The sequence below is a fragment of the Nocardioides sp. NBC_00163 genome (assembly GCF_045206295.1).
Taxonomy (GTDB): Bacteria; Actinomycetota; Actinomycetes; order Propionibacteriales; family Nocardioidaceae; genus Nocardioides.
This window is the reverse complement of the sequence record NZ_CP108155.1, coordinates 48,459-64,248: the sequence shown is the minus strand read 5'-3', so window position 1 is coordinate 64,248 and position 15,790 is coordinate 48,459. Positions and strand designations below refer to the sequence as shown.

At 69.9% G+C, this 15,790-nt stretch carries 16 protein-coding genes and 1 tRNA gene; 9 read left to right on the top strand and 8 right to left on the bottom strand.

Annotated features, from left to right (window positions below; translation table 11 throughout):
* Positions 1 to 124 precede the first annotated feature (124 nt).
* Positions 125 to 200, bottom strand: a tRNA-Gly gene (locus tag OG801_RS00350).
* A gap of 57 nt (positions 201 to 257) precedes the next feature.
* Positions 258 to 1,349, bottom strand: coding sequence for a hypothetical protein (locus OG801_RS00345; protein WP_406032790.1), 1,092 nt, complete (start codon positions 1,347 to 1,349; stop codon positions 258 to 260).
* Positions 1,350 to 1,450: 101 nt separating this feature from the next.
* Here OG801_RS00345 and OG801_RS00340 point away from each other — a divergent pair, with 101 nt between their 5' ends.
* The 3 genes from OG801_RS00340 (at position 1,451) to OG801_RS00330 (ending at position 5,809) form a co-directional block, all read left to right on the top strand.
* On the top strand, positions 1,451 to 2,413 hold the full coding sequence (locus OG801_RS00340) for a tyrosine-type recombinase/integrase (protein ID WP_406032788.1): 963 nt from the start codon (positions 1,451 to 1,453) through the stop codon (positions 2,411 to 2,413).
* Positions 2,414 to 2,562: 149 nt separating this feature from the next.
* Complete coding sequence (locus OG801_RS00335) at positions 2,563 to 4,146, top strand: GMC family oxidoreductase (RefSeq protein ID WP_406032786.1); 1,584 nt, start codon at positions 2,563 to 2,565, stop codon at positions 4,144 to 4,146.
* Between the two features lie 52 nt (positions 4,147 to 4,198).
* Positions 4,199 to 5,809 (top strand): AMP-binding protein, encoded by a 1,611-nt coding sequence (locus OG801_RS00330; RefSeq protein WP_406032784.1) that lies wholly within the window; start codon positions 4,199 to 4,201, stop codon positions 5,807 to 5,809.
* A 15-nt stretch (positions 5,810 to 5,824) separates the two neighbouring features.
* Here OG801_RS00330 and OG801_RS00325 read toward each other — a convergent pair whose 3' ends face one another.
* From OG801_RS00325 to OG801_RS00315, 3 genes are read right to left on the bottom strand one after another with little or no spacing between them, the layout of a single operon-like run.
* On the bottom strand, positions 5,825 to 6,595 hold the full coding sequence (locus tag OG801_RS00325) for an anti-sigma factor family protein (RefSeq protein WP_406032782.1): 771 nt from the start codon (positions 6,593 to 6,595) through the stop codon (positions 5,825 to 5,827).
* Positions 6,592 to 7,095 carry a sigma-70 family RNA polymerase sigma factor gene (locus tag OG801_RS00320; protein WP_355020039.1) on the bottom strand — a complete coding sequence of 168 codons (504 nt, stop codon included), beginning with the start codon at positions 7,093 to 7,095 and terminating at the stop codon, positions 6,592 to 6,594. The genes OG801_RS00325 and OG801_RS00320 overlap by 4 nt, the downstream gene beginning before the upstream one ends.
* Before the next feature lie 39 nt (positions 7,096 to 7,134).
* Positions 7,135 to 7,806 carry a YceI family protein gene (locus tag OG801_RS00315; RefSeq protein ID WP_406032779.1) on the bottom strand — a complete coding sequence of 224 codons (672 nt, stop codon included), beginning with the start codon at positions 7,804 to 7,806 and terminating at the stop codon, positions 7,135 to 7,137.
* A 138-nt stretch (positions 7,807 to 7,944) separates the two neighbouring features.
* Between OG801_RS00315 and OG801_RS00310 the strand changes: the two genes are divergently transcribed.
* Positions 7,945 to 9,129, top strand: coding sequence for an acyl-CoA dehydrogenase family protein (locus OG801_RS00310; RefSeq protein WP_406032777.1), 1,185 nt, complete (start codon positions 7,945 to 7,947; stop codon positions 9,127 to 9,129).
* Positions 9,130 to 9,185: 56 nt separating this feature from the next.
* Positions 9,186 to 9,764, top strand: coding sequence for a TetR/AcrR family transcriptional regulator (locus OG801_RS00305; RefSeq protein ID WP_406032776.1), 579 nt, complete (start codon positions 9,186 to 9,188; stop codon positions 9,762 to 9,764).
* 9 nt (positions 9,765 to 9,773) lie between these two features.
* On the opposite strand, the gene OG801_RS00300 is transcribed toward OG801_RS00305, so the two are convergent.
* The gene (locus OG801_RS00300) at positions 9,774 to 10,661 is read right to left on the bottom strand and encodes a diiron oxygenase (RefSeq protein WP_406032774.1); all 888 of its coding nucleotides are present in this window, start codon (positions 10,659 to 10,661) and stop codon (positions 9,774 to 9,776) included.
* A gap of 82 nt (positions 10,662 to 10,743) precedes the next feature.
* Between OG801_RS00300 and OG801_RS00295 the strand changes: the two genes are divergently transcribed.
* Both OG801_RS00295 and OG801_RS00290 read left to right on the top strand, forming a co-directional pair.
* Positions 10,744 to 11,424, top strand: coding sequence for a TetR/AcrR family transcriptional regulator (locus OG801_RS00295; protein WP_355020034.1), 681 nt, complete (start codon positions 10,744 to 10,746; stop codon positions 11,422 to 11,424).
* Positions 11,421 to 11,696: a DUF4873 domain-containing protein gene (locus OG801_RS00290; RefSeq protein WP_406032772.1), complete on the top strand. Its 276-nt coding sequence runs from the start codon at positions 11,421 to 11,423 to the stop codon at positions 11,694 to 11,696. The genes OG801_RS00295 and OG801_RS00290 overlap by 4 nt, the downstream gene beginning before the upstream one ends.
* 14 nt (positions 11,697 to 11,710) lie before the next feature.
* On the opposite strand, the gene OG801_RS00285 is transcribed toward OG801_RS00290, so the two are convergent.
* Together OG801_RS00285 and OG801_RS00280 are read right to left on the bottom strand one after the other, a co-directional pair.
* Complete coding sequence (locus OG801_RS00285; protein WP_406032770.1) at positions 11,711 to 12,472, bottom strand: sulfite exporter TauE/SafE family protein; 762 nt, start codon at positions 12,470 to 12,472, stop codon at positions 11,711 to 11,713.
* The gene (locus OG801_RS00280; RefSeq protein ID WP_406032768.1) at positions 12,469 to 13,170 is read right to left on the bottom strand and encodes a FadR/GntR family transcriptional regulator; all 702 of its coding nucleotides are present in this window, start codon (positions 13,168 to 13,170) and stop codon (positions 12,469 to 12,471) included. The genes OG801_RS00285 and OG801_RS00280 overlap by 4 nt, the downstream gene beginning before the upstream one ends.
* A gap of 110 nt (positions 13,171 to 13,280) precedes the next feature.
* Here OG801_RS00280 and OG801_RS00275 point away from each other — a divergent pair, with 110 nt between their 5' ends.
* Positions 13,281 to 14,609, top strand: coding sequence for an SLC13 family permease (locus OG801_RS00275; protein WP_406032766.1), 1,329 nt, complete (start codon positions 13,281 to 13,283; stop codon positions 14,607 to 14,609).
* Between the two features lie 5 nt (positions 14,610 to 14,614).
* On the top strand, positions 14,615 to 15,784 hold the full coding sequence (locus OG801_RS00270; protein WP_406032765.1) for a CaiB/BaiF CoA transferase family protein: 1,170 nt from the start codon (positions 14,615 to 14,617) through the stop codon (positions 15,782 to 15,784).
* Positions 15,785 to 15,790: the final 6 nt, after the last annotated feature.

The following is a 15,790-nucleotide window of genomic DNA, read 5'->3' as shown; positions in this document are numbered from 1 at the left end:
CCGGGCTCATCCACACCTGGCGCATAAATCCCAGAGCAGTGAAATCCTAGAGCAGTTGCGGCGAGATGCTGGTTTCGCCACGGGAAATTGATCGAGGGCCGCCCGATTGGGCGGCCCTCGATGGTGGAGCGGACGACGAGGCTCGAACTCGCGACCTCAACCTTGGCAAGGTTGCGCTCTACCAACTGAGCTACGTCCGCTTGCGAGAAGAACAGTAGCGGATGTGGTCCGTTCACCTCCAACTGGGGTCCCGCGTGTCACGCACCCTCTTCCGGCACATCGGGAGATGCCGTACGCCGCTCGATCTGCTCCACCAGCTGCGCGACCTGGGCCTGGTGTGCCGCCCGCAGATCCTCGAGCCGTTCGCTCGCATGAGCGCGTTCGCGATCGAGCTCGGCGCGGGTGGCATCGCGATCCGCCTTCGCCGCCGCCTCGCTCCCGCGAAGGTCGGCCACCTGGTCCCGCAGGGCGTCGATCTGCTCGCGGGCGGCGTCGCGCTGCGTACGCAGCCCGGAGATCGCCGCCTCTGCACTCGCCGCCGCCTTCTCGGCGGCCTTCTTCTCCGCGATCAGCTGCTCCTGGAGCCGTGCCATCGCCTTCTCGGCGTGGTCGGCACGCGCGGTCTCGCTCCGGCGGCGTTGCACGGCCGAAGCGTGCTCGGCCTGCAGCTTCTCGAGCTTCTCGGCCAGGGCTTCGCGCGCCGAGGCTGTCTCCTCGAGACGCTTCTCGAGCGTGCCGATAGTCGCGGAGGCGGTCTTCGCCGCGGCTGCCGCGTCGGACTCTGCTCTCTCCCGCGCCGCCTGTGCGGCCTGACGGGACTCCTCGGCCGCGGTCGTGGCGGACAGCGCCTCCCGCAGGATCTCGGCAGAGCGCTCCGACTCCTCCAACGCCTCCGCCGCAGCGGCATCTGCCTCGTCGCGCTCCGCCTCGGCCGTACGCTGCGCCTGCTCAGCGCGGACGGCGCGAGCGCTCGCGGCGGCGATCTGCTCCTGCGCCTCGCTCTGCACGGTCGCGATCTGGGCCTCGGCAGCGGTCAGGTCGCCGAGCGTACGCAGCTCCTCCAGCGCCTTCGGGAGCTGGTCGAGGAACCTGTCGGCGAGCTGGGTCAGCTGGGTGGTGATCTCGGCTGCCCGTTGCTGAGCCGCCTGCACCGGTCGCGCGGTCTCCTCGGGATCCCGTGTCGCGACGAGTCGCTGCAGGCGTTTCCGTTCGCGCCAGGCCGCGGCTCGGTTGTGGGTGGGGTCGTCGCAGTACTCCGGCGGCCGGCCGCTTCCGTTCTCCGACGCGGCCGCGGGCAGCGGGCAGCCGGGGAAGCGGCAGAGCTTCTCGTCGACTATCGTTTCCGTCATTACGTCAGCATAGCGTGACGAAAGACGTAACGAATACTCAATGTACGTCAAATGAGATCCCCGCGAGATACACAACATAACCGGCATTATGATGTGTGCTTGTGAGCGCGATCGAGCACCGTCCGCAGACCCCCTCAACCGACCTCTCCGTGACGGAATCCGTCAGAGAGCTGTTCCTCGAAGACCTGGGGGAGTTGCCCCAGGAGAAGAGGGCCGAAGCGCTCGCCAGAAGGTTCCTGCTCTCCTACGCGGGGCACACCCGCGCTGCGTACGGGCGAGACCTCGCCGACTGGTTCGGCTGGTGTGCCGCGCTGGAGATCGACCCTCTCGCCGCCAACCGGGCGATGGTCGACGGCTACGCCCGCCATCTCGAGACACGGCGGAGCCCCGCGACGATCGCGCGACGACTCTCCGCGATCGCCGGCTTCTACCGCTACGGCGTGGCGGAGGACGTCCTCAGCGCCTCACCGGCCGAGCACATCAAGCGCCCCAAGACCAGCAACGACTCCCAGACCCTGGGCATGGACAGGGGAGAGGCGCGCGCCTTCCTCGCCGCCGCGCGTGAGCACTCCAGCCGCGCCGTCGCGCTGGTGACTCTCCTGCTCCACGACGGCCTGCGCATCTCCGAGGCCCTGGGTGCCGACGTCACCGACCTCAGCCACTCCCGCGGCCACCGCATCCTGACGATCACCCGCAAGGGCGGCGCCCGGCGCGACGTCGTCCTCAACCCGGCGACCACACAGGCGCTCGACGCCTACCTCGATGCCCGCCCCGACGGCCCGGTCTTCATCACCGCCACCGGCAACCGCTGGCACCGCTCCGAGGCCTTTCGACTCATCCGCAAACTCGGCGCCTCGGCCGGCATCGAGCACGGCGACAAGCTCTCCCCGCACAGCCTCCGCCACACCTTCGTCACCCTGGCCCGCGAGGCCGGCGTACCTCTCGAGGACGTCCAGGACGCCGCCGGCCACGCCGACCCCCGTACCACCCGCCGCTACGACCGCGGCCGCCACAACCTCGACCGCCACCCCGCCTACGCCTTGGGCGCCTTCCTCGCCGACTGACCCCAAGCCGAAGCGTCAGAAATTGACCGCGAGACGTCAGAAGACCTGACTTCTCGCGGTCAAAATCTGACTTCTCGCGATCGAGAAATGACGTCTCGGCGGGCGGTAGGCTTCCGGGAGCCCGTCATCGTTGACGAAGGAGATCCGGTATGAGCCAGGAACTGACCAGCGACTACGTGGTGGTGGGGGCCGGATCGTCAGGGGCCGTGCTCGCGGCACGTCTCAGCGAGGATCCGAGCGTCCGGGTCACGCTGCTCGAGGCGGGACCGCGCGACAAGAGCATGAACATCCATATCCCGGCGGCGTTCTCGAAGCTCTTCCAGTCCGAGCACGACTGGGACTACTCCACCGAGCCACAGCCGGCGCTCGGCGGCCGACGGATCTACTGGCCGCGCGGCCGGATGCTCGGCGGCTCGTCCTCGATGAACGCGATGATGTGGGTCAAGGGCCTCCAGGCCGACTACGAGGAGTGGGGCGCGGCGGCCGGACCCGAGTGGGGCTGGGACGTCGTGAAGAAGACGTACGCGAAGCTCGAGGACGTCGAGGACGCCATCGCGCTGGACGGCACCGGTGGCCCGGTCCGCGTCGAGCGGCAACGGAGCCCCCGTCCCTACACCGAGTCCTTCCTCCAGGCCGCCGAGCAGGCCGGCTATCGGCGCGGACGGGCCAACGGCCCCAACCCCGAGGCGTACGTCGAGACCATGGTCACCCAGCGCCGAGGCGCCCGGTGGAGCACAGCGTCGGCCTACCTCAAGCCCGCCGCCAGGCGCGCCAACCTGAACGTGGTGACCGGCGCCCTGGTGTCGCGGGTGACATTCGACGGCACCCGCGCCACCGGTGTCGAAGCCGTCGTCGACGGCCAGCAGACGACCATCACCGCCCGGCGCGAGGTGATCCTCTCCGGCGGTGCGATCAACACGCCGCAGCTGCTGATGCTCTCCGGGATCGGTCCGGCGGCCCAGCTGAAGGGCCTCGGTATCGACGTCGTCCGTGATGCGAAGGAGGTGGGGGAGAACCTCACCGACCACCTCGTCGCCGGCATCGGCTGGGAGGTCGAGCAGGGCTCCCTCGCGACCGCGGAGTCGGCACGTCACCTCCTCAACTACCTGCTGCGCAGACGCGGGATGCTCACCTCCAACGTGGGTGAGGCGTACGGCTTCATCCGCTCGCGCCCCGACCTGGAGGCGCCCGACATCGAGATGATCTTCGCCCCGGTCGGCTTTTTCGACGAGGGCCTGATTCCGTTCGTGGGGGAGGCGGTCGTCGCCGGTCCGATCCTCGTCGATCCGGCCAGCCGGGGCAGCGTCACGCTCGCCTCCACGGACCCGGCCGCCAAGGCGATCATCGACCCCCGCTACCTCTCCGACCCCGAGGGCAGGGACCGTGCGGCCATCGTCGAGGGTGTCCGGGTGACGCTGGAGATCGCCTCGCAGCCCGCGCTCAAGCCGTTCCTCGGCAAGTTCCTGCGTCCCGACGTCCCGGTGGACTCGTCCGCGGAGGAGGTCGCCGACGCGCTCCTGGCACGTCACGCTCACACCCTCTACCACCCGACCGGCACCTGCCGGATGGGCACGGACGAGGCCAGCGTGGTCGATCCCCGGCTTCGCGTACGCGGCGTCGAGGGCCTCCGCGTCGCCGACGCCTCGGTCATGCCCAGGATCGTGCGCGGCCACACCAACGCGCCCGCGATCCTGATCGGCGAGCGCGCCGCGGAGCTCATCACCGGCGACTGACACCCTCAGCAGACCCTTTGAACCCACCCGTGACTCAGGTCACACTGGGCTCATGACGGATTCCTACGCTGCCGGAGAGACCACCACCCCGCTGCTGGAGGAGACGATCGGCGCGAGCTTCGACCGCACCGTAGCCAGATTCGGCGACCGGGAAGCCCTGGTCGAAGTGGCATCCGGCAGAAGGTGGACGTACGCCGAGATGAGCCGTGACGTCGACGCGCTGGCGGTCGGGCTCCGCAAGGCCGGGATCGGGAAGGGCGACCGGGTCGGCATCTGGGCACCCAACTGCGCGGAGTGGACGCTGACCCAGGTGGCGACCGCGAAGATCGGCGCGATCCTGGTCAACATCAACCCGGCCTACCGCACCCACGAGCTCGCGTACGCCCTGACCCAGTCAGGCATCAAGCTGCTCGTCTCCGCGCCCGAGTTCAAGACCTCCGACTATCGCTCGATGGTGGCCGACGTCCGCGGCGACTGCCCCGACCTCGAGCAGACCGTCTTCATCGGCGACCCGGAGTGGACCGCGCTCCTCGAAGCCGGCGCCGGCGAGAAGCTGGCTGACCACGTCGACTACGAGCTGAGCCCCGAGGACCCGATCAACATCCAGTACACCTCGGGCACGACCGGCTATCCGAAGGGCGCGACCCTGAGCCACCGCAACATCCTCAACAACGGCTACTTCACCACCGAGACGATCGGCTTCACCGAGAACGACCGGTTGGCGATCCCGGTGCCCTTCTACCACTGCTTCGGGATGGTGATGGGCAACCTCGGCTGCATCACCCACGGAGCCACGATGGTGATCCCGGGCCCCGCCTTCGACCCGGCGGTCACCCTGAAGGCGGTCCAGGACGAGCGCTGCACGGCCGTCTACGGCGTACCCACCATGTTCATCGCGATGCAGAGCCACCCCGACTTCTCCACCTTCGACCTCAGCACGCTGCGTACCGGGATCATGGCGGGCAGCCCGTGCCCGGTCGAGGTGATGAAGCGGTGCGTCAACGAGATGCACATGAGCGAGGTCTCGATCGCCTACGGGATGACCGAGACCTCGCCGGTCTCGACCCAGACCCGGATGGACGACGACCTCGAGCACCGTACCGCCACCGTCGGCCGGGTGCACCCGCACGTCGAGGTACGCGTCGTCGACCCGACCTCCGGCACGGTGCTGCCCCGGGGCGAGGCCGGCGAGCTGCAGACCCGCGGCTACTCGGTGATGCTCGGCTACTGGGCGGACGAGGAGAAGACCAGGGCGGCGATCGACGAGGACGGCTGGATGCACACCGGCGACCTCGCCGTGATGAACCCCGACGGCTACTGCAACATCGTCGGCCGGATCAAGGACATGGTCATCCGGGGCGGCGAGAACATCTACCCCCGCGAGATCGAGGAGTTCCTCTACACCCACCCCGACATCGAGGACGTCCAGGTCATCGGCGTCCCCGACGAGACCTACGGCGAGGAGCTCTGCGCCTGGGTCCGCCTGCGTCCAGGCGCCGAGCGGATGACCACCGAGACCCTGAGGGCGTACGCCACCGGCAAGCTCGCCCACTACAAGATCCCGCGCTACGTCCTGGTCGTCGAGGAGTTCCCGATGACCGTGACCGGCAAGGTCCGCAAGGTCGAGATGCGGGAGAAGACCGTCTCCGAGCTCGGACTCTAGGGGCTCTTCAGAGCGTCAGGTCAGCGAGGCTGCCGCGACCGCGGTGTCCTCGCCGACGAGGGTGATCTCGACCCGCTCGACGTCGGCGATCGGCACCGCGGAGGAGGCGTCCAGCCCGAGCGTCTCCCCACCCGACCAGGTCCACGACCCAGCGACGGTGCGCGCGCCGTCGCGGCCGACCAGCACCAGGTCGTACGTCACCGGCTCACCCTGATAGTCCGACGGCCCCGGCGGGCTCTTGCCGGGCTCGGGCGGGTAGTGGCAGCTCCACTTGAGCTTGGTGCCCCACGAGGTCGGGGTGACGACGAGCTGGGCCCACATGTCGACGCTGCCCACCGGGCGCAGGTCGACGGTGCGCACGTTCGCGCCCGCAGAACCTGATGGCGTGGCGGAGAGTGAGGGGGCCGCGACCGGCGGCTGAGTGTCGTCACGACCGATCACCAGACCGCCGATCGCCGTGCCGCCGGCGAGGAGTACGACGGCGGCCGCGACCGCGAAAACCCGGCGACGCAGCCGCGACCGGCGTACCGCTCCGGCCAGCTCCGCCAGCGGCGGAGTCACGACCGCGGCAGGCTCCTCGAGCAGCTCCTCGGCCTCCTCGCGCGAGAGCGCGCTGAGCAGCCCGGGCATCCCGGCGAGCTCGGCGACGGCGTCGTGGCAGATGCTGCAGCTGGTCAGGTGCCGCTCGTACGCCCTCCGCTCGCTCGGGCTCAGCGCCCCGAGCACGTAGGACGCGTCCCAGTCGGCGTACGTCTCGTGTGCGGAGGCGTCCAGGTCGTCGTTCATGAGGTGACCCCCTTCTCTTGCAGGGCGAGACGCAGGGCTCGCAGACCGTAGTGCAGCCGGGACTTGACCGTGCCGGGCGGGATGTCGAGCTCGTGGGCGAGCTCGGCGACCGACCGGCTGCCGTAGTAGGCGCCCACCACCACCGCACGGTGCTCGGGGGAGAGGGCGAGCAGCGCATCGGCGACGACCCAGGAGTCGAGCACCGCCTGGGTCTCGTCCGCTCGCGTCCCCTCGGGCGGCGACTCGGCGGCGTACTCCCGCTTCCGGCGCGCGCTGCGCAGGTCGTCGATGACGAGGTTGCGTGCGGTGGTGAACAGCCAGGCGCGTACGCCTTCGTCGGGCCGCTGCAGCACCTCCGGATGACGCCAGGCGCGCAGCAGCGTCTCCTGCACCACGTCGCGCGCCTCCTCGGCGTCACCGGTGCGGCGTACGACGTAGCGGTAGAGCGCCTCCGAGTGGGCGTCGTGCACCGCTACGAGCAGCTCGTCCTCCGCACCCATGTCACCTCCCGCACGCACCCAGGATCCCAGAGACCCGGATCAGCCCTTGGCCAGGTCGAGCGAGAACTCGACGCTGCCGGTGTCCTCGACGCTCACGAAGCCCAGGTTCGGCGCCTCGACACCGAAGTCCGCGAAGGTGATCGGGACGCTCCCGACGACCTGCAGCGTGCTTGCGCCGTCGCCGCCGACCTCGGCGTCCACGGTCACCGACTTCGTCTCGCCGTGCACGGTGAGGTCACCGACCAGCGCGACCTCGGTCGCGCCCTCCTCGAGGGCGGCGGGCTCGGTCAGCTCGAAGGTGGCGGTGGGGAACTGGTCGGCCTCGATCGCGTTCTCGCGGAAGTAGCCGTCGCGGTTGTCGGAGTCGGTGGCGATCGTCGCGACCTTGACCTCGATGTTCGCCTCGGTGACCTCGCCATCGGCGATGGTGACCTCGCCGGTCACGTCCTCGGTGCGGCCGGTGACGGTGACGTCCTCGCCTTGCAGCACCTCGTCGAGCCGGTAGCCGGCGTACGAGCCGTCCGAGACGGTCCAGGTGCCGCTGCTGTCGGCGCCGTCCGCGGGCGCGGCCGAAGCGCTGAGGCTGGGCTCGTCGGCGGCCGCTTTCTCGGCCCGGTCCGCGTACCAGCCGGGTCCGAAGATCACCGCGGCGCCTCCGACCACGACCACTGCCGCACCGATCCCGACTGCTGCTTTCGTACGTGTCCGCACGCCGTTTCCTCTCGCCTGGAGGCTGACCCGATGCCGGCCTTCACCCCTACTACGGAGCGATGCGGCGAACGGTTCAATCGACTTCCAGTGACGGGTGACACAATCGGCAGCGCCCTCTCTCGACCCCAAGGAGACCCCATGCCCCAGACCCCGCTCGAGCTCTTCGGCACCGAGGCCCTCATCGGCGATGAGGACCGCGCGATCCGCGACACGGTGCGATCCTTCGCGGAGAAGGAGATCAAGCCGCACCTCGCGGGCTGGTTCGAGGCGGGCGAGGTCCCGGTCCGTGAGCTCGCTCCCGAGCTGGGCAAGCTGGGAGTCCTCGGCATGCATCTGGAGGGCTACGGCTGCGCGGGCACGAGCGCCACGGCGTACGGCCTGGCCTGCATGGAGCTCGAGGCGGCCGACTCCGGGATCCGCTCGCTGGTCTCGGTGCAGGGTTCGCTGGCGATGTTCGCGATCTGGAAGTGGGGGAGCGAGGAGCAGAAGCAGGAGTGGCTGCCGCGGATGGCCGCCGGCGAGGCGATCGGCTGCTTCGGCCTGACTGAGCCCGACTTCGGCTCCAACCCAGCCGGCATGCGGACCCGGGCGCGCCGAGATGCTTCGGGCGACTGGATCCTGTCCGGCACCAAGATGTGGATCACCAACGCCCCGGTCGCAGACGTCGCGGTCGTCTGGGCGCAGACCGACGAGGCACCCGACGGCAAGGGCATCCGCGGCTTCGTGGTCCCCACCGACACCCAGGGCTTCTCCGCGCCGGTGATCAAGCAGAAGCTGTCCCTGCGGGCCTCGGTCACCGGCGAGATCGTCCTCGATGGCGTACGCCTCCCGGAGGCTGCCGCGTTCCCCGAGGTCAGGGGCTTGAAGGGTCCATTGTCGTGTCTGAACGAGGCCCGCTTCGGCATCGTCTTCGGCGCCGTCGGCGCGGCCCGCGACTGCCTCGAGTCCGCCATCGCGTACGCCGCCTCCCGCGAGATCTACGACAAGCCCCTGGCCGGCTTCCAGATCACCCAGACCAAGCTCGCCGACATGACTCTCGAGCTCGGCAAGGCGATGCTCCTCGCACTCCACCTGGGCCGGCTGAAGGACGAGGGCACCCTCCGCTCCGAGCAGATCTCCCTCGGCAAGCTCAACAACGTCCGCGAGGCCATCGCCATCGCCCGTGAGTGCCGCACCATCCTCGCCGCCGCCGGCGTCACCCTCGAGTACCCGATCCTCCGCCACGCCAACAACCTCGAGTCGGTCCTGACGTACGAGGGCACCAGCGAGGTCCACCAGCTCATCATCGGCCAGGCGCTGACGGGGGAGTCCGCCTTCCGCTGACCCGCTGAGCCCGGTAGTGCCGCCGCTCGGATGTCTAGCGGTGCTAGGATCATGCCATGTCGGTACAGGAGCGCAAGCAGCGCGAGCGGGCGGACCGCGAGCGGCTCATCGTGGCGACGGCCCGCGAGCTCGCCGAACAGCAGGGCTGGGATGCGGTGACCACGCGCCGGCTCGCCGAGCGCATCGAATACAGCCAGCCGGTCCTCTACAGCCACTTCCGCGGCAAGCGCGAGATCATCGGTGCCGTCGCGCTCGAGGGCGCCTCGGAGATGGCTGCGGCGATGCGGTCGGCGACGGCGGCCGCGAGCACCCCACGTGACCGGGTCGCCGCCCTCGCCCGCGCCTATCTCGAGTTCGCCGAGCGCAACCCGGCGGTCTACGACGCCCTGTTCCAGCTCGACGGGGGCCTCGCTTATGCGCAGGAGGACACCCCCGAGCAGCTGAAGGACGCCTTCGCTGCGTTGATCGAGACGCTGGGCGAGGTCGCCGGCGACGGCGTCGAGCCGGAGCTGTTCACCGAGGTGTTCTGGGCGTCACTGCACGGAGTGGCGACCCTGACCCGGTCGAGGCGTCTCCTGCCGGAGGACGCCGAGCGTCGGATCGAGCTGCTGGTGGATCGCCTCGCCGTGATCTGACGCGCCGCCTCAGTCGCGTGGCACCAGGAAGGACGCCCGCCAGAGCTTGCGGTCCTTCTCCGAGACCATCCCGTGCTCGGTGAGGTACGGCATCATCTTCTCGCCCATCCAGGCCAGCGTCGCGCGATAGTGCTCGTTGCCGAGCGCCTCTCGGCGGGCGGCCATCGGGTCGAGGCCGACGGCGGCGTAGCAGTCCGGGTGGACCAGCGAGCGCGCCATCACGTAGGCGGAGCGGGCGGTGAGGTTCTGGTGCATCCGGAGCTGCGTACGCCCCATCTTCTGCGACATCGCCGAGGCGAGCTCCTCGCGGGCGAAGGTGACGTGGCGGGCCTCCTCGGTGACGTGGATGCGGGAGGCCATCCGGGTCAGCGGCTGGCAGCGCTCGTCCTTCATCAGCTCGCGCTGCCACCGGTCGAGCGGTTCCTCGCCGACGAGGGTCGCGGAGAAGACGCTGGGTCCGTGCAGCAGCGGAGCGAACTTCCCGATGCGTAGGACGGCGGGCCGGGGACCGTACGCCGGTGCCCCCATCGCCGCGATCGCTCGGCCGAACATCACCGAGTGCCGGGTCTCGTCCCCGATCTCGGTCAGCGCGTACTGGGTGCGGGCCGTGCGCGGGTCCGCGCCGTAGACCTCGCGGAGCAGCAGCTGCATCAGCAGCACCTCGAACCACAGTCCGACGCTCATGATGCTGGCCACCTCGTGCCGCGAGAGCTCGATCTGCTGCTCCTGGCTGAGCCGGTCCCAGGTCGGGGTGCCGTAGAGGGAGACGCGCTCGGGCTGCATCCACCACAGTCCCTCGACCGGCGCGGCGTCCCAGTCGAGGTCGACCTCCGGGTCGTAGGACTGACGTGCGGTGGAGCGCAGGAGCCGGTCGGAGGTCGGGTCGGCGATGGTCATTCTTCTCCCTGACTGAGCGATCTGACTGGGCGATGGAACTAGCTGTTACCCAGAGTTACGGGTAGTTGCTAGAGTGCAGGACATGACACGGAAGGTCAAGGACGACGGCCGCTCCTCGCGCTGGGACGCCCACCGCGAGACCAGACGGGCGGAGCTGGTGGCGGCAGCCGTACGCGCCGTCGACTCGGCCGGAGCGGAGGTCTCGATCGCCGACATCGCCGCGGAGGCCGGGGTCAGCAAGCCGGTGCTCTATCGCTACTTCGCCGACAAGGCCGAGCTGCACGGCGCCGTGGGCATGTGGGCGGCGCGGCAGATCCTCGACGCGGTCGTCGACGCCGTGCTCGCCCCCGCACCGACCCGCCAGCGGGTCGAGGCCGGCGTCGCGGCGTACGTCGAGACCATCGCCGAGCACCCCAACGTCTACCTGCTCCTGGTGCGCCAGCACACCGGCGGGACCGACCCACTGGCGGACGGCAAGCAGCTCATCGCGGCGACCTTCGCGCGGTTGCTCGGCGACACCTTCGGCCGCCTCGGTGTCGACGCCGCCGGTGCCGAGCCGTGGGCGCACAGCCTCGTCGGGATCGGTGAGTCCGCCGGCCAGTGGTGGCTCGACCGTCGCACCATGTCCCGCGCTGCGTTCACCCGCTATCTGAGCGAGTTCGTCTGGCACGCGCTGGAGGGCACCACCGCCGAGTACGGCGTCGACCTGAGCGCCCTGGACCGTCCCGAGATCGTCACCCCGCTGCGAAAGAGCCCCCGATGAGCGACCACGAGCCCCAGCACCGCTACGACGGTCCCGCGCGCCTCGAGTCCGAGCACGGCACCTGGGAGGTCGATGTCGCGCTGCGCGGCGTCTTCCAGCCGATCGACGGCCACTTCCACTGGTACGGCCGGGTCGGCACGGCCCTCGACGGCGTACGCAACGGCCAGAGCGTCACTGTCCGCACCGACCATGGCGAAGCCGAGGGGCGGCTCTCCGACATCGACCCCTGGGGACGGTTCCGTGTCTCCGGGACGGGAAAGCCGCCGTTCTGACGCCGAGGACAACCTCAGCGCATGAGCATGAGCGTCGCGGCGCCGATCCCGACGACGACGATCAGTGACCGCAGGACCGTTGCCGGCAGTCGGCGGCCGATGTGCGCCCCGACGTACCCGCCCACGACCGATCCCGCGGCGAGCAGGCCGACGGCCCGCCAGTCGAGGTCGGCGATGGCCACGAAGATCACCGTCGCGACCACGTTCGAGGCCATCACCGCGAGCGTCTTGAGCGCGTTGACCGTACGGAACTCCAGATCGGTCCCGAGCCCGAGCACGGCCATCATCATCACCCCGGACCCGGCACCGAAGTAGCCGCCGTAGGCGCCGGTCAGCGTCGCAAACAGCGTGGTGAACCCCGAGATCCGCACCCGCGGCTCGTCATCGGTGGCGTGCTGGCGCAGGAAGCGGCTCAGCCGCGGCTGCACCCCCACGAGTACGCAGGTGCCCAGGATCAGCCACGGCACGACGGCCTCGAAGACCGACCCCGGCAGCCACAGCAGCAGCAACGCTCCGGCGATGCTGCCGCCGCCCGCGGTGATCAGCACAGCGGCGGTCACTCCCGGATGCTCGGCCAGCTCGCGCCGGTAGCCGAAGGAGCCGCTGAGACCGGCCGGCGTCATCCCGACCGTGTTGGACGTGTTGGCCACGACCGGCGGGAGGCCGACCGCGACCAGGACGGGGAAGCTGAGCAGCGAGGCGACGCCGACGGTGGAGGTGAGGATGCCCGCACCCAGGCCCGCGGCGAGCACCACGAGCTGGTCGACCCACGTCATGCGTCGCGGAGCAGCGCCACGTCACTGACCAGCATGACGTGGCCGTGCATCGCGGCGGCGGCACGTTGGGCGTCACCGGCAGCGATCGCGTCGGCGATCTTCTGGTGCCCGGCGAGCGACGTCTTGGGGCGGTCGGGCTGGGAGAGCGACTCGATGCGGGTCTCCCGGATCAGCTCGCTGATCTCGGACATCATCTGCTCGAGCAGAGGGGAGTGGGCCGCCTGGGTCACCGCCCGGTGGAACAGCTCGTCGCCGTGGACACCGCGCCCGCCGCCGGTGATGTCCTCGTCCATCGTTTTCAGCGCCGCATCGATGCGGTCCAGGTCCTCCTGCGTACGCCGCTGTGCCGCCAGTGCGGCGAGCTTCGTCTCCAGCGCGTCACGCGCCTCGATGACCTCGGGAATCCGCTCCGCGTGCGCCCGGATCGCATCGGTGATGCGCTCGACCCGCGGCTTGTCGGTCAGCACCGTGCCGTCGCCGTGGCGTACCGCGACGACGCCGATGACCTCGAGCGCGACGAGGGCCTGGCTGAGGGTCGCTCGGCTCACGCCGAGGCTGGTGGCGAGCTGTCTCTCCGGCGGCAGCCGGTCTCCGGACTTCAGGTCGTTCTCCGAGATCCAGGCCGTGATCTGCTCCGCGACCTGCTCATACAGGCGGGTTCGCTGCAGCGGACGTGGAAAGCGCGCGGACTCACTCATGGCTACAGGGTATTGACGTTCGGCCGATTGTCCTATTGGCTAGGCCACTGAGCCGATGGTGATGCGAGTCACACCGGTGCCAGACGGGGGCCAGACAGAAGGGAAGTCCGATGGGACCGGAATGGGTGGCGATCATCGCGCTGGTCGCCTTGTTCGTGGCAGGCACGTTGCTGCCGATCAACATGGGAGCGCTCGCGTACGTCGCAGCGTGGCTCGTCGGGATGTTCGCGCTGAACCTCGATGAGAAGGAGATCCTGGCCGGAGTCAGTGCCGACCTGATCCTGACGCTGATAGGCGTGACCTATCTGTTCGCGATCGCGAGGAACAACGGCACGGTCGACCTGATCGTCAGCAGTGCCGTACGCGCGGTGGGCGGCAGGGTCGCCCTGATCCCGTGGGTGATGTTCGGCGTGACCGCGCTGTTGACCGCCATGGGAGCCGCCAGCCCGGCGGCCTGCGCGATCATCGGGCCGGTGGCGCTCGGGTTCGCGGGCCGCTACAAGATCAACCCGCTGATGATGGGCATGTTCGTCGTGCACGGTGCCCAGGGCGGTGGCTTCTCGCCGATCAGCATCTACGGCACGATCACCAACTCGGTCATGGTCGACAACGGCCTCCCCGCCAGCGAGATGACGATCTTCGTGGCCAGCCTCGTGGTCAACCTGATCATGGCGACCATCCTGTTCTTCGCCCTCGGCGGGCGATCGCTGATGAGCATGCGGCTCGACCCGGACGAGGCGGCCGGCGCCGCCGCCGGCGTACCAGGTGATCTGCACGAGGGCGGCGTGACCGTCCCGGCGCGCGGTTACGGCACCCTCGCCCCGACCGGGACCAAGCCCGGCATCCGCACCGAGCAGGTCCTGACCCTCGCCGCCTTCGTGATCGTCGCGGCCGTCGCCCTGTTCTTCGACAAGAACATCGGCTTCGCCTCGATCACCGCGGCGACCATCCTCGCGGCGCTCTCGCCGAGCCAGCACAAGGACGCCATCCGCCAGATCGCCTGGCCGACGGTCCTCCTGGTCGCCGGCGTCTCGACGTACGCCACGATCCTCAACACCGCCGGATCGCCGGAGTTCGTGGGGGGCTGGGCGGCGAGCCTGGGTGTCGCGGCCATCGGCGCGCTCATCCTCTGCTACGTCGGCGCGGTCGTCTCCGCGTTCGCCTCCTCGACGGCACTGCTTCCGATCATCATCCCGATCTCGGTGCCGCTGATCGCCGAGGGCGGGATCGACGCCGCCATGTTCGTGGCCGCGCTGGCGATCTCCTCGACCATCGTCGACGTGAGCCCGTTCTCCACCAACGGAGCGTTGATGCTGGCCAACCGGCCCGACACCATCACCGAGGAGCGCTATTACAAGCAGATCCTCGGCTACAGCGTCATCGTGGTGCTCGTCGGTCCCCTCCTGGTCTGGGCCACCATGGTCCTCCCGGGCTGGTGACGGGCATGCGTGGACCGCTCGACGACGTCGTCGTCCTCGACCTCTCCCGCGCCCTGGCCGGGCCGCACGCCGCGATGATGATGGGCGACCTCGGTGCCCGCGTGATCAAGGTGGAGGCACCCGGGCACGGCGACGACACCCGGGGCTGGGGACCGCCGTTCGTGGGGGAGGAGGGGCAGCGGGAGGCGACGTACTTCCTCTCCGCCAACCGCAACAAGGAGTCGATCACCCTCGACCTCAAGGACACCGACGACAAGGACGTGCTGCTGCGCCTGGTCGACCGGGCCGACGTGCTCATCGAGAACTTCCGCACCGGCGTCCTGGACCGGCTCGGGCTCGGCATCGACGAGCTCCAGGCCCGCAACCCGCGCCTCGTCGTGCTCTCGATCACCGGGTTCGGCCACGACGGCCCCGAGGGCGGTCGATCCGGCTACGACCAGATCGCGCAGGGCGAGGCCGGGCTGATGTCGCTCACCGGATCGGGTCCCGACGACCCCCAACGGGTCGGCACGCCCATCGCCGACCTGCTCGCCGGGATGTACGGCGCCTACGGTGTGCTCGCCGCTCTGCACGAGCGCGACCGCACCGGCCACGGCACGGTCGTACGCACCTCGCTGCTCTCCGCCGTCGTCGGCGTCCACGGTTTCCAGGGCACCCGCTGGACCGTGGCAGGCGAGGTCGGCCGCGCCCAGGGGAACCATCACCCGAGCATCTCCCCGTACGGCCTGTTCCGCTGCGCCGACGGGACCGTGCAGATCGCGGTCGGGAGCGAGGGACTGTGGCGGAGGTTCTGCACCGCCTTCGACATCTCACCCGACCTCGAGGGGATGGCCACCAACCCCGAGCGGGCGGCCAACCGCGAGAAGGTCGTCGAGCTCGTCGAGACGCTCTTCGCGCCCTGGCCGGCCGAGGACCTGCTCGCCAAGCTCGCCGAGGCCGGCGTCCCGGCCGGCAAGGTGCGCTCCCTCGACGAGGTCTACGCCTGGGAGCAGACCGCCAGCCAGGGTCTGCTGATCGACGTCGACCACTCCACCCTCGGCCACCTGACCCTCCCCGGACCGCCGCTGCGGTTCTTCACCGACGGGTCGGAGGTGACTCCCACCGACCACGCCGCGCCGCCCACCCTCGACCAGCACGGGCCCGGGCTGCGTACGTGGGTGGCGGACCAGCCCTGACCGCCC

Excerpts from the sequence above, each read along its gene's own strand:
- OG801_RS00305 (WP_406032776.1), top strand. The coding sequence starts at position 9,186 with ATGTCGGTACAGGAGCGCAAGCAGCGCGAGCGGGCGGACCGCGAGCGG.
- OG801_RS00295 (WP_355020034.1), top strand. The coding sequence starts at position 10,744 with ATGACACGGAAGGTCAAGGACGACGGCCGCTCCTCGCGCTGGGACGCC.
- OG801_RS00275 (WP_406032766.1), top strand. The coding sequence starts at position 13,281 with ATGGGACCGGAATGGGTGGCGATCATCGCGCTGGTCGCCTTGTTCGTG.
- OG801_RS00345 (WP_406032790.1), bottom strand. The coding sequence starts at position 1,349 with ATGACGGAAACGATAGTCGACGAGAAGCTCTGCCGCTTCCCCGGCTGC.
- OG801_RS00285 (WP_406032770.1), bottom strand. The coding sequence starts at position 12,472 with ATGACGTGGGTCGACCAGCTCGTGGTGCTCGCCGCGGGCCTGGGTGCG.
- OG801_RS00330 (WP_406032784.1), top strand. The coding sequence starts at position 4,199 with ATGACGGATTCCTACGCTGCCGGAGAGACCACCACCCCGCTGCTGGAG.
- OG801_RS00300 (WP_406032774.1), bottom strand. The coding sequence starts at position 10,661 with ATGACCATCGCCGACCCGACCTCCGACCGGCTCCTGCGCTCCACCGCA.
- OG801_RS00310 (WP_406032777.1), top strand. The coding sequence starts at position 7,945 with ATGCCCCAGACCCCGCTCGAGCTCTTCGGCACCGAGGCCCTCATCGGC.
- OG801_RS00280 (WP_406032768.1), bottom strand. The coding sequence starts at position 13,170 with ATGAGTGAGTCCGCGCGCTTTCCACGTCCGCTGCAGCGAACCCGCCTG.
- OG801_RS00320 (WP_355020039.1), bottom strand. The coding sequence starts at position 7,095 with ATGGGTGCGGAGGACGAGCTGCTCGTAGCGGTGCACGACGCCCACTCG.
- OG801_RS00325 (WP_406032782.1), bottom strand. The coding sequence starts at position 6,595 with ATGAACGACGACCTGGACGCCTCCGCACACGAGACGTACGCCGACTGG.
- OG801_RS00335 (WP_406032786.1), top strand. The coding sequence starts at position 2,563 with ATGAGCCAGGAACTGACCAGCGACTACGTGGTGGTGGGGGCCGGATCG.
- OG801_RS00270 (WP_406032765.1), top strand. The coding sequence starts at position 14,615 with ATGCGTGGACCGCTCGACGACGTCGTCGTCCTCGACCTCTCCCGCGCC.
- OG801_RS00290 (WP_406032772.1), top strand. The coding sequence starts at position 11,421 with ATGAGCGACCACGAGCCCCAGCACCGCTACGACGGTCCCGCGCGCCTC.